Annotated in this window: 9 protein-coding genes; 3 read left to right on the top strand and 6 right to left on the bottom strand. The window is 72.3% G+C overall.

Features of this window, described 5'->3' with window-relative positions; all coding sequences use genetic code 11:
• Positions 1-2: 2 nt before the first annotated feature.
• The 3 genes from EIO00_RS12020 to EIO00_RS12030 all read right to left on the bottom strand — a co-directional run bounded on the left by EIO00_RS12020 (position 3) and on the right by EIO00_RS12030 (position 5,244).
• A complete protein-coding gene (locus tag EIO00_RS12020; RefSeq protein WP_140178188.1) occupies positions 3-362 on the bottom strand; it encodes a DUF5955 family protein in 360 nt (119 codons plus the stop codon).
• Positions 363-374: 12 nt separating this feature from the next.
• A complete protein-coding gene (locus EIO00_RS12025; protein WP_140178190.1) occupies positions 375-2,198 on the bottom strand; it encodes a hypothetical protein in 1,824 nt (607 codons plus the stop codon).
• 109 nt (positions 2,199-2,307) lie between these two features.
• Positions 2,308-5,244 carry an ATP-binding protein gene (locus EIO00_RS12030; RefSeq protein ID WP_140178192.1) on the bottom strand — a complete coding sequence of 979 codons (2,937 nt, stop codon included), beginning with the start codon at positions 5,242-5,244 and terminating at the stop codon, positions 2,308-2,310.
• A gap of 166 nt (positions 5,245-5,410) precedes the next feature.
• On the opposite strand from EIO00_RS12030, the gene EIO00_RS12035 reads away from it, so the two are divergent.
• Both EIO00_RS12035 and EIO00_RS24800 read left to right on the top strand, forming a co-directional pair.
• A complete protein-coding gene (locus EIO00_RS12035) occupies positions 5,411-5,842 on the top strand; it encodes a hypothetical protein (protein WP_140178194.1) in 432 nt (143 codons plus the stop codon).
• A gap of 71 nt (positions 5,843-5,913) precedes the next feature.
• On the top strand, positions 5,914-6,069 hold the full coding sequence (locus EIO00_RS24800) for a hypothetical protein (protein WP_175596197.1): 156 nt from the start codon (positions 5,914-5,916) through the stop codon (positions 6,067-6,069).
• Between the two features lie 230 nt (positions 6,070-6,299).
• Here the strand turns inward: EIO00_RS24800 and EIO00_RS12045 are convergent, their stop codons facing one another.
• Positions 6,300-8,354, bottom strand: a complete 2,055-nt coding sequence (locus EIO00_RS12045) for a hypothetical protein (protein WP_175596198.1) — start codon at positions 8,352-8,354, stop codon at positions 6,300-6,302.
• Between the two features lie 426 nt (positions 8,355-8,780).
• Between EIO00_RS12045 and EIO00_RS12050 the strand changes: the two genes are divergently transcribed.
• The gene (locus EIO00_RS12050; protein WP_161602706.1) at positions 8,781-10,274 is read left to right on the top strand and encodes a sulfatase family protein; all 1,494 of its coding nucleotides are present in this window, start codon (positions 8,781-8,783) and stop codon (positions 10,272-10,274) included.
• Positions 10,275-10,277: 3 nt separating this feature from the next.
• Here the strand turns inward: EIO00_RS12050 and EIO00_RS12055 are convergent, their stop codons facing one another.
• Positions 10,278-11,033, bottom strand: a complete 756-nt coding sequence (locus EIO00_RS12055; RefSeq protein ID WP_140178198.1) for an ABC transporter ATP-binding protein — start codon at positions 11,031-11,033, stop codon at positions 10,278-10,280.
• 4 nt (positions 11,034-11,037) lie between these two features.
• Entirely contained in the window at positions 11,038-11,901 is an 864-nt protein-coding gene (locus EIO00_RS12060) for an ABC transporter permease (RefSeq protein WP_140178200.1), read from the bottom strand.
• Between the last annotated feature and the right edge of the window lies 1 nt (position 11,902).

Below are 11,902 nucleotides of genomic sequence, written 5' to 3' on the forward strand. Positions count from 1 at the left end.
CCTCACATCCCCGTCACCAGGGCGGAGAGGTCGGCGACGGCCTGGGCCACGACGGCGACGGCGGTCACGCGGGCGCCCAGCCGCTGCAGAGCGTGGGAGATCCGATCCCGGTCGGGCTCGGCCTCGGCGACCTCCTGCCGGATGTCCTCCAGGTCCCGCCGTGCCCGATGCGATTCGGGGATCTGATCCCGATGGCGTTCCAGCAGCTCGGCGACTCGGTCGATGGCCTGCTCGATCTTCGAGACCTCGTCGCTCCGCTCGGCGTCGTTCCGGATCTGGTGCACGTTCCGGCCGGAGGCGATCTGGCTGCCGACGATGGACGCCTCGCCGCCGATCTGGATGCGGTAGTCATCACCCGACATGGTCATCCTCCCTCAGGACTTGGGCCGTGACTGCTTCTGCGCGATCCGGGAGCCCGCGCCGCCCACCGCGATCTGGCTGCCGACGATCGAGCCGCCCGACATGATGAACGGGCTGTTGAGCACGATGTCCGCCTGCTCCCGGTAGGCGGTCACGTCGATGCCGCGGGCCTGCAGGTAGTCCAGGACCGCCTCGTTGATCCGGCGTTCGAGCAGCGTGGTGTACTTGTCGGCGTCCAGGGTCTGCATGAACGTCGGGAAGTCGCGCTCGGCGGCCTCCTCCCGGACGCTGATCCGGGCGCCGTAGTCGTAGCGGAGGAACTCGGTGGGGCGCCGCCCGGTCCAGGCCTGCCAGGCCTCGCCCGCCAGCTCCCACAGCGCCCGGATCAACCGGAACGGGCCGAGAACCCCGTCGCTCAGGGTCTGCAGACCGTTCTCCCGCAGCGCCCGCATCAGCAGCATGCCCTCGCCGTAGGCGGGCAGGTCGTCGACGATCCGGAACTCCTCCCGGATGGGCGGGATCACGTTGACCACGAACTGCGCGTACAGCATGCGCCCCTCGACGGCCAGGTAGAGGAACGCCGACAGCAGGGTGTCCTCGTACCTGGCCGGTGCGACGACCGCGCCGTCGGCGTCCTTGATCGCCTGGCCCTGGGTGGCGACGGTCACCCGCTGGTAGCAGCGGATGTCGGCCTGCGGATGGCGGATGATCGCCTCGATGGCGCGCTTCCCGGCGCGCGAGTACGGCACGGCGTACTTCGGATCGATCAGCGGATGCCCCTCGTACATCAGGCCGCCCGCCCCGGCCGGCTCCACGGGGCGCCTCATCTGGACGCACTCGCCCCGCGCCACCACGTGCCAGTCGACCATCAGCCCGCCGATCCGCTCGTTGGGGGGCGGCTCGTCGCGCATGGCGACGAGGCGCTCGCGGACGTAGCGGTGCAGCTCCACCGGATCCACCTCACCGGGCTCGCGGTCGCCGCCCAGCGACTTGGCGCGTCCCCGGTCCAGCTCGAGTGCGATCGACCAGGCGCGCACCCAGGCGGACCCGATGTCCCCCGATCCCAGGAACGGGTTCTCCTGGGAATAGAGGGTGATGTTGCCGCGCTGGGCGGCCGACACCCGCTCCAAGAGGGTGCGCACCCGGCTGCTGATCGGCTCGGGCGGGACCGCGGTGGAACCCGGCCCCAGCTCGCGGAGCGTCCGATACACCGCGTACCGGTAGGCGAGGTGCGCCCCGATCATCGCCCCCAGCACGATCAAGGCGGCCAGCCACGTCTCCTTGCCGTCCCCGGAGGCCGCGTCGTCGGCCAGGACGCCCGCGGGACCCTCCGGCTGCCAGTAGGTCGAGTAGGGGCTGGAGCCGCCGGACACGACGTTGAGGAGCAGCCCCAGCAACAGGAGCGGCAGGGACAGGAGGACGATCACGCCGCCGATGGTGAGGCCCCTGATCGGCCATGTCGCCCACACCCCGCCGAGGCGGACCATCGCCGTGCTCAGCTTCATGACCAGGGCCACCAACATGGAGAGCCCCAGCACCGCACTGGCCGCATCGGGGTTCACCGCCGCGCCCGCCAGGACCGCCAGCACGATGGCGGTGTCGCGCACCAGCCGCATCCGCCGCGCCCGCAGGGCGTGCTTGATCACCGGCACCAGGTCGAACCCGAAGGAGGGCACCACGCCGCGGTGGTCCTCCACCACGAATTCCTTGATCAACTTCCGGGCGAACGCCTCGTCGAGATACGCCGCCGCGCACAGGTACCGGGTCGGATGCTGCAGCACGCCGCCGCCCGATGAGGTGACGGGCATGTGCGAGAAATACGGCTCGGTCTTCGCCACTACGCCACCCCCTGCCGCAGGGAAAGAGTAGGTATATTTCTTACCCTCTTACGGCGTGTCACGCCGCCTGTTCACACAAACAGGGACGGCGTGACGGAACGGCGGGTTTTCAGTCCTCCGTCAGGAAGGGAATGGCCGCCTCCGGATCCTCGAACGGGGCGATGAAGCGTTCCGGCCAGGTCAGCACCGGCTCCAGCCAGGAGGCGACGCGCATGGCCCGGGCCGTCTCGACCAGCGCCTCCTCGGTGTCCAGCCCGATCGCGACCGTGGCCAGGTCCTCGAAGAAGCCGTTGTGCTCCTCGTCCCAGCCGAGGGCCGCCAGCGCGATCGACCGGTTGGCGGCGACCTCCATCGACAGCGGATGGCGCCGCAGCGCCCGCAGCCGGTGCCCCACCCGGGCGTCCGGGGCCTGCCGCAGCCCGGGCAGCGGATAGTCCAGCGGCGGGGCCGGGGCGTGCTTGTCGGGCTTGCCGTCGTAGGGGAAGATCCGGTCCATCTCGTGCAGCCAGCGGATCTGGCCGATCACCCAGTCGGGACCGGGCCGCCGGCCGGCCTCCTCGTGGGCGCCGTCCAGCAGGCTCCGGGCGACCCGCGCCGCCTCCTCGGCCAGCGAGTCGGGCGCATAGGACCGCTGCAGCGCCCAGGCCCGGCGGGACACGCACCGCTCCACCACCGTCGCCAGCATGCACTCGCGCAGCCGCGGGACCAGCCGGGACCAGGCGCGGCTCAGCTCCGGCGGCACCGTCGGCAGCGGCCGGTCGACCACATGGGCGAGCACCAGGGTGTCGGCCCACACCCGCAGCCAGGCCCAGTCGGCGTCCTCGGCCAGCAGGTCGGCCTCCCGCAGCTCGTACAGGGTGCAGGCGCGCCCGGACCGGCACTCTCCGCCGCAGGCGGCCGAGCGGCGGCCGTGGATGGGCGGCGGCGGGCTGGGGCGCGCCTTCTCCCGCCCCTCGCCGTGCGGGACGCGGACCCGCAGCGGCCGGTCCATCCCGTCGGCGAACACCGCCGCCACCCCCGGCCGCAGCGACACCACCTCGCGGGACTGCTCCTCGTCGAGGTTCATCGCCGCGCCGACCTGGTGACGGTCGTCCAGCGCGGGAAGCCGGTGGACGACCTTGAGCGCGGTGTTCTTGATGACGTCGGGGACGAGCTTGGTGGGGATCTGCTCGGCCACGATGATCCCGGTGCCGTAGGCGCGGATCTCCGCCAGCATCCCGGCGAACAGCTCCACCGCGTGCGAGCTGGCGCGCTCGGGGCCGCGGTTGCGCAGCAGCCGATGCGCCTCCTCGATCACGATGACGTGCCGCAGCCCGCCGGGCTCGGAGCCCGGCTCGCGCGCCCGCATCCGCAGATGCTCCACGATCCGGATGATCAGCGTGCCCATGAGGAACGCCTTGTCCTCGTCGTTGGCGACGTCCTCGATGGCCAGCACCACGTTCTCGCGCAGCAGCCCGCCGATGTCGGCCGGATGCCCGCCTTCGAAGAACCGGCCCGCGGAGCCGATCCGCAGCGACCGCAGCCGCACGTCCACGAACCCCTTGACGTCGGCCATCAGCTCCCGGCCGTACCCGACCTCGCCGATCACCTCCAGCGCCGCCTTCTGCAGCTGCTCCAGCGTCGGCACGGTGGGCTCCACCCGCGAGCCCGGCATGCCCGCCCCGGTGACCACGTCCCAGCCGTTGGCCTCGTACACCCGCTGCAGCGCCTGCGACATGATCTGCGGGAACGGCTCCTCGGCGTCGAAGGCGGCCTGGAACAGCGCCCGCACCATGTCGATGTGCGCCTGCACCGGGTAGCCCGGTTCGGGCGCCAGCGGGTTCACCGACAGCGGCACCGCATGGGGGTCGGCCGGGTTGATCACGGTGACGTTCGCGCCCAGGTCCTCGATCCGCCCGGCCATCGCGGCGTACTCGGACTTGGCGGGCTCGATCGCCAGCCACGGCACGCCCGCCCGGGTGAGCTGCTCCAGCAGGTGACGGACGGTCTGGGACTTGCCGGCGCCGGTCGCGCCGGTGACGAACACGTGCCGGTTGACGGTGGAGCGCGGCACCGTGAACGCGCCCACCCGTCGGTCCTGGCCGTCCAGGATGGCGCCCAGCTCGATCGGCGGGCCGTCGGGGTCGGCGGCGGTCTCGGAGGTGACGTCGAAGTAGCCGGGCTCCACCACCCGCAGTCCCGGGACCTCCCGGCGCGGCAGCCCCGCCAGCGCCGCCAGAGGACCGGCGGTGGCGGTGAACGGGTAGCGCAGCTCGGCGTCGGAGACGTTCCGGTGCGAGGCGGGGGGCGGGGTGGTCGGCTGCAGCATCTCATGAAGGCGCCCGGACCCGTACCAGGCGCGCAGCCGGTAGGGGTGGCGGGTCAGCTCCATCGAGCCGACCAGCACCGGCGCGATCCGGGCCAGCTCCTGCGGCGAGGCCGCCCCCGCCAGCACCCGCACGTGCCACAGCCCGGCCTGGTGGAAGGCGTCCAGCTCGGCCAGCCGCCGGTTGGCGCGCTCCACCGCCAGCCGGGCCTGCTCGTCCTCGCCGCGGCGCAGGATCCGCAGCTCGTGCTGCAGGTCCCGCATCTCCTGATCGATCAGCCGCTCGTCGGCGGGCTCGGCCACCACGATCCACCCGAACGGCCGGTCCATCAGCGTCACCAGCGTCGACTCGAACAGGGTCGGCCCCTGCCGGTCCGTTCCGCGGTGCACCGGCGGCGCGGCCCGTCCCGGGCAGCGCACCCACACCATCCGCTCGGCCTGCCGCAGCCACTCGTCCCCGACCCGGACGCCCCGTGCCCCGTTGGGGAACAGCAGCCCTTCGTGCCCCTCGCCGACCGGCCCGGCGTTGGTGATCAGCTCCAGCGGCGCCCCGCCGCCCCGGGACAGCCAGCCCACGACGAACGCCCGCCCCTGCTGCCGGGCCGAGAGCGCCGCCGGGAGGACCGTCACGAAGTCCCATTCCGCCGACGCCTCCCGCTCCGCCGCGGGCACCGCCGTGATCCGATACCAGGGCCCGCTCAGCACGTCGCCGACGGGCGTCACAGGGGGGAAGTCGTTCATCCGCACATCCCTATCAATCCCGCCTTCTCCCCCGCCACAGGACCCGGCTCCCGACACCGTGATGCACACACTGTGATAAAAGACACACAGTGGGGTGAACGCCCCGAACGGGGCGAACGTCGACGCTCCGTCGTCACGGAGCCGCCGCTGGATCGAACGACGACCGATGAAGCAACCGAACGAGATCTGCTCGATCGAGATCCGCCGGGGCGTGATCCGGCTCGTCTCGATCGAGATGCAGATGACCTATGGAGGCCTGATCGAGGGGGCGCCGACGGCCTCGTTCAACGACGACCTCATCGAGGGTCTGCGGAAGAGGCACACGCCGTCCTACGTCGTCCCGCCCGAACGGACCGTGCACCCCCAGACGACGGACCTCCGGGACGAGCCCCTGGAGACCCTGCCGCCGGTGCAGTGCGTCGGCATGTTCGACGGACCGCCCACCCCGCGGGCGGTGGGCGACTGGTGGCGGACCTTCCTGTACGTCATCTGGTTCCAGGAGCCGAGCGATCAGATCGTCCACCCCCGCGCCGCGGCGCGGATGCACGACATGCCGTGGGACGACCTGGCCCGCGACCTGACCTTCGACGACCTGTGACCGGCGCGGGGCCCCGGCCGGAGGGCGGCTCGGCGCCTGCGGGCGCCGAGCCCCATGAGGGCCATGAGCGGATGTACGTCCCGTCCGGGCGGCTGCATCTGCTGCCGGGCGACCACGACCTCATCCTGAGCGCGGGCGAGGCCGCCGAGTCCGACACTCGCCTCCTCACGCGTTCACCGGCCCCGGCCCGACGCAGCCGCATCGTCACCTCCAGGTACCAGACGTGACAAAGAGAGCACGAGGTGCGATGCGTCCCATATGTCACGCAAATCCCAAGCCGGGGAGATCATCGGCTCCGTCCGCAGGACCGTCAAGATCAAAATGAGCGCGGTGGCCGATGTCGGCCACCGCGCTCGGCACCCTGCGTCGAAGATCCCGTCCGAGGTCCGCTCCGCCCAGCCCGCGAAGGCGGCCGCCCGACCCCCGCCCCGGCGCGCGGCCGTGCGCCGCGGCCGGGTCAGGAGGCGTCGAGGCCCTCCGGGGACGGAGAGGAGGACGCCTCGGGGACGGCGGACCGCTCGGCCGGGGCCTCGAGGGCCGCGGCCCTCATCCCGCCGGGCCGTTCCACGGCCGGCTCGGCGGCTTCCTCGACGGACCGCTCGACGGCCTGCTCGACGGCTCGGCCGGCGGACGGCTCCACGGCCGGCCCGGCGGCCGGTTCGACGGCCTCCCCGGCGGCCTGTTCGGCGGCCTGCTGGCGGAGGTACTCCTCGTACTCCAGCGAGTGGGCGGTGGGCAGGGTGATGATGCCGGGGTTGGCGTCGACCAGGAGGATGCGGCGGCCGTCGGGGGCGGCGTGCGTGAAGATCATCGCCGTGGGGGGCAGCTCCTGGAGCTCGTGCGGCTCGACCAGCAGCTCCCGGGAGTTCCGGCAGCGTCCGGTGGCGGGGAGGGTGCTGGGCCAGGCGGTGGCCTGGGAGATCCCGGCGACCAGGGCCGAGTCGTCGGCGGCGGGGGCGGGCAGCGGGGCCCACACCGGGTCGGTGAGGGCGTCGCCGCGGACCCGGGCGTAGGCGATGGTGCTGGCGTACCCGGACTCGGCGGACTCGGGCGGGGCGGCGGAGGCGGCGGCGTCGGTGAGCTCGGCGACCAGCAGGCGGCGGCCGGTGCCGATGTGCTCGGCGGCCACGCGGGCGTCCTCGGCGTTCCCCAGGCGCATGAAGCCGACGGCGGCGCGGCCGCCGCGGCCGAGGCGCTCCCGGACGTGCGGGGGGATCGAGCGGTACAGCAGGACCAGGCCGGTGCCGGTGGCCTCGCAGGCGTCGATCAGGCGGTCCAGCACGTCCCCGCGCAGCTTCTCGGCCCCGCACAGGAACACCGTGTGCTCCCAGCGGCGCACCGGCGGGGAGGAGCGGATCCGGTGGGTGAGGGCGGTGGCGACATAGGTGCCGAGGACCCGGTTGGTGAGCACTCCGGCGCGGCGGTCCAGCGACACCACGTGCAGCCGGGACGGCGGCAGCCGGACCGGGTCGCTGCCCAGACCCTCCAGTTTGCGCAGCCGAGCCTCCAGCGCCCAGGCCCGGCGGATCACGATCCGGTCGGCGGCGTCCCGGCCGTACATGGTGGTGACGCGGGTCAGCTGCTCGTCGGTGAGCAGTCCCCGCCGCAGGTCCTCCCGGGGATCGCCGACCTGCGCCAGAGCGCGGAGCGCGGCGGTGATCTGCGGGATGGCGGCGTGTCCGCCGAACACCTCGGAGACGATCCGCTCCAGGATCGCGTTGTCGAACGCCAGGTCGCCGGAGGCGCCTTCGCCCTCGCCCGCGCCGACCACCAGCGACAGCACGTCGGCGAGCGCGTCGGCGGACAGGCCGCTGGTCAGGTCCAGCCGGGGCAGGTCCTCGGGCAGGACCCACACCAGCGGGTCGTCGCCGCGGTCGGCGGCCAGCCGGACCAGGTCGTGCGCGACCGCGCCCTCCGACAGGTCCAGCACGGTGAGCCTGGCCCCGGCCGCCAGCCGGCCCGCGCCCATGGTGGTGACCGCGGCGGCCCAGCCGGCCAGCGTGCCGCCCACCACGTCCACCCGGTCCACGCCGGGCGGGACGGCGACCGGGTACCACTCGCGCTGGTTCTCGTACGCCCGGCGGCGGCGCTCCCACTCCCGGTACTCGGCGAGATGCCGCTCCCGGGCCCGGCGCATCCGTTCTTCGCGTTCGCGGCGCTGGCGTTCGCGGCGCTCCTGCTCGGCCCGCATCCGGTCGCGCAGGACGCGACGGCGCTGCCAGATCGGGTAGCCGGTGATCAGGGCGATGATCCCGCAGGCCACCAGCGCCGCCGCGGCGAACCGCCAGGGCATCAGGCCGGCCGCCGCCAGCAGCAGGCAGACCGCCGCACCGGCCCCCGCCCCCGCGGCGGTAACCTGGACCGGCCGTTCCAGCAGATGGTCGCGGTCGGAGGGGTACACCGGACCCGGCGGCGGAACGGGCTCGGGCGGCCGGGGACAGCGCGGCGGCGGCCCCGGATCGGGATGCACCTGTGCATAGCGCCAGCCCACGTGAACGCGGTCGGATCGCACCAGACGCCTCGTCGCCGGCCCGCTCGTCACGTCCGTCACGTCAGCGCCCCAGGGAGTCGTCGGTTCGGCGGGTGGCATGGGCACTCGCTGGTCGGGGTCCGTACCCGTACAGACTAAGGACCATGGGACGAATCCGCGCGTCGTTCAACAGAACACGGAACACACTCCACAACGAACAGCAACATTTACCCCATCAAACACGCTCAGGAAGAGAACGGACAGAAGGCTTCTAGGCACACGGCACCGGGACGGACGGCACCCTGCACGATGCACCACCATGGCAGGCCACAGCACGGGAACGGCACAGAAAATGGACCATTCCCCTCATCTACCCCCATTCCGGAGATAAGGTCGGCTGCGCGGGCCGCCGAGGCCCCGCCACGACCGTACCCGGCGCAAGGGGGCGCCCCGGGCACGAGGAGGTTCATGAAACCGGGCAGCAAAGCCCGCCGCATCGGCATCTGGTCGACCGCGGCGCTCGCGACGGCCGCCACCCTCACGGGCCTGACCGTGCTCTCGGTGAACGACTCCAAGCCCTCCCAGGACGACCAGGCGCACGCGGCGGTGCCCCCGCCCCCGCCGCCCTCCCAGCGCCCCAACATCGTCGTGATCACCACCGACGACCAGGACGTCGCCTCGCTGTCGGTGATGCCGAACGTGCGCCGCCTGCTGGCCGAGCAGGGCACCACCTACGCCAACTCCTTCTCCTCCACCCCGCTGTGCGCGCCGTCCCGGGCCAGTTTCCTGACCGGCCAGTACGCCCACAACCACGGGATCACCGACAACTCCGAGGCCACCGGCGGCGGCTATGAAGGACTGCGCAAGACCGAGACCCTGCCGGTGTGGCTGACGCGCGCCGGCTACTCCACCGCGCACATCGGCAAGTTCCTCAACGGCTACGGGGCCCACCGCCGCACAGAGATCCCGCCGGGCTGGAGCGACTGGTACGGGCTGGTCGGCCCGTCCACCTACACCATGTTCGGCTACACCATCAACGAGAACGGCCGGCTGCGCACCTACGGCGACATGCACACCCCGCAGCGCGGGCTCTACCAGACCGACGTGCTGGCCTCCAAGGCGGTCGACTACATCACCCGCCGCCCCCACGCCGACCGGCCCTTCTTCCTGTCCATCAACACCCTGGCGCCGCATCCGGAGCTGCCCGCGGTGAGCGGCCAAGGCAGATGGACGGCCCCGCGGCCCGCCCCGCGTCACCAGACCGCCCTGCCGGACGCGCGGCTGCCGCGGACCCCGGCGTTCAACGAGGCCGACGTGTCCGACAAGCCCCGGCACATCCAGCGGCTCGCCCCGCAGAACCCCCTGCAGCTCGACCACGACCACCGAAGACGGCTGCAATCGCTGCTGGCGGTCGACGACATGGTGGCCCGGATCGTGGAGTCGCTGCGCAGCACCGGTCAGCTGGACAACACGTTGATCTTCTTCACCTCCGACAACGGCATGATGGAGGGCGACCACCGCATCAACTTCAAAGAGCACCCCTACGAGCAGTCCATCCGGGTGCCGCTGATCGTCCGGGGGCCGGGCGTGCAACGCGGGAGGACCGAGCAGCGGTTCGTCACCACCGTCGACCTGACCGCCACGGTGCTGGCGGCGGCGCGGGCCAAGCCCGGGATCGCGATTGACGGCCGGTCGTTCCTGGGGACGGCCGCGCCCCGCTCGCGCGACATGCTGCTGGAGACCGGGCCGCGCGTCGGCACGACCCCCTGGTACACGGCGATCCGCACCGAACGCTATCTGTACGTGGAGCACTCCACCGGCGAGCGGGAGCTGTACGACCTGCTCACCGACCCCTACCAGGTCCAGTCCCGGCACGCCGATCCCGCGCTCCGGAAGGTGCGCGAAGACCTGGCCAGACGGCTGCACCTGCTGCGCAGCTGCGCCGGGCAGAGCTGCCCGTGAGGCTCAGGAGGACCGCGCGGCCCTGGCCTTGGCCCGGCGGTCCTCCCGCCACATCTCGCCGGCGACCGCCACGTCGCCGTCGAAGACCAGCCGCCCGCGCCGCATCATGATGCCCCGCGAGCACAGCTCGGTGAGCAGCTTGATGTCGTGCGCCACGATCACCATGGTCATGCCCTGGTCGCGGAGCTCCCGGATGCGCGCCAGGCACCGCTGCCGGAACGGCGGATCGCCCACCGCCAGCGCCTCGTCGATCAGGAAGACGTCCGGCTCGGTGTGCGCGGCGATGGAGAAGCCCAGCCGCATGAACATCCCCGAGGAGTAGAACTTCACCTGGCTGTCCAGGAACCGCCCCACCCCGGCGAACTCCACGATGGCGTCGAACTTGCGCCGGGTCTCCGCCTCGGTCATGCCGAGGATGGCCGCGTTGAGGAAGATGTTCTCCCGGCCGGTCAGCTCCGGATGCAGCCCGGCGCCGACGTCGATCAGCCCGGCCACCCGCCCGCGGACCCGCACCGAGCCGCGGTCCGGCAGCAGCACCCCGGAGATCATCTTCAGCAGGGTGCTCTTGCCCGACCCGTTCAGCCCCATCAGGGCGAGCGTCTCGCCCTCCTCGACGGTGAAGCTCACGTCCTCCACCGCGCAGAACCGCTCCGAGAGGCTCTGCCGCCGCGCCATCCGCACCGTCAGCTCGCGCAGCGAACGCGCGTGCCGCAGGGTGAACGTCTTGGTGACCGAGTCCACGATGATCGACGTCGCCATCGGATCACAGCTCCTGCGCGAAACGGCCGTGCAGCCGGCCGAAGACGTACCTGCCCAGCAGCAGCACCGCCGCCCCGACCGCCAGCGCCGCGACGGCCCGCGGATACAGGTCCGGCGGGAACTCGAAGGAGCGGTCCGTGCCGGGGTACCAGAACGCCCGCTGGAACAGCGACACCGCGGTCACCAGCGGATTGGCCAGGTACACGTCCAGCACCCACGCCGGCGCGTTGTCGCGGACCTGGGTCCAGGGGTAGATCATCGGCACCGACCAGGTGAACACGACCATGAGCACGTCCACCGCCTGCTCCAGGTCGCGCAGCAGCACGTTCACCGCCGAGCACAGCAGCGCCAGGCCCAGCGCCAGCAGCGCCGTGATCGCGAACCCCAGTACCGCGGCGCCCATCCCCACCGGGTCCGGCCGCCATCCGCTCGCCAGCGCGCCGGCCAGCAGGATCAGCAGGCCCGGCACCATGTGCACCAACGACACCAGGTACGCCGCCACCGGGAACGTCTCGCGCGGCAGGAACACCTTGCGCACCAGCGGGGCGTTGCCGGTGACCGACCGGGTGGAGGCGTGCAGGGCGTCGTTGAAGAAGTGCATCAGCACCATCCCGGAGAAGAGGAAGACCGCGAAGTCCTCGATCGCGTCGTCCACTCCCAGGAACACGCCGACCACGAAGAAGTACACCGCGAACGACACCGCCGGCCGCACATACGACCAGCCGAGCCCCAGCAGCGAGCTCTTGTAGCGGGCCTTCAGCTCCCGGCGCACCAGCAGCCGCAGCAGATACCGGCGCCGGATCACCGCGCGCAGTCCTCCGCCGCGGCCGGGCTCCACCAGTTCCCCGGTCACCGTGGGGGCCGCCATG

It is taken from the genome of Thermomonospora catenispora (assembly GCF_006363815.1).
Taxonomy (GTDB): Bacteria; Actinomycetota; Actinomycetes; order Streptosporangiales; family Streptosporangiaceae; genus Thermomonospora; species Thermomonospora catenispora.

Coding starts and splice junctions, on each gene's coding strand:
- EIO00_RS12020 (WP_140178188.1), bottom strand. CDS start 362: ATGTCGGGTGATGACTACCGCATCCAGATCGGCGGCGAGGCGTCCATC.
- EIO00_RS12030 (WP_140178192.1), bottom strand. CDS start 5,244: ATGAACGACTTCCCCCCTGTGACGCCCGTCGGCGACGTGCTGAGCGGG.
- EIO00_RS12035 (WP_140178194.1), top strand. CDS start 5,411: ATGAAGCAACCGAACGAGATCTGCTCGATCGAGATCCGCCGGGGCGTG.
- EIO00_RS24800 (WP_175596197.1), top strand. CDS start 5,914: ATGTACGTCCCGTCCGGGCGGCTGCATCTGCTGCCGGGCGACCACGAC.
- EIO00_RS12050 (WP_161602706.1), top strand. CDS start 8,781: ATGAAACCGGGCAGCAAAGCCCGCCGCATCGGCATCTGGTCGACCGCG.
- EIO00_RS12055 (WP_140178198.1), bottom strand. CDS start 11,033: ATGGCGACGTCGATCATCGTGGACTCGGTCACCAAGACGTTCACCCTG.
- EIO00_RS12060 (WP_140178200.1), bottom strand. CDS start 11,901: ATGGCGGCCCCCACGGTGACCGGGGAACTGGTGGAGCCCGGCCGCGGC.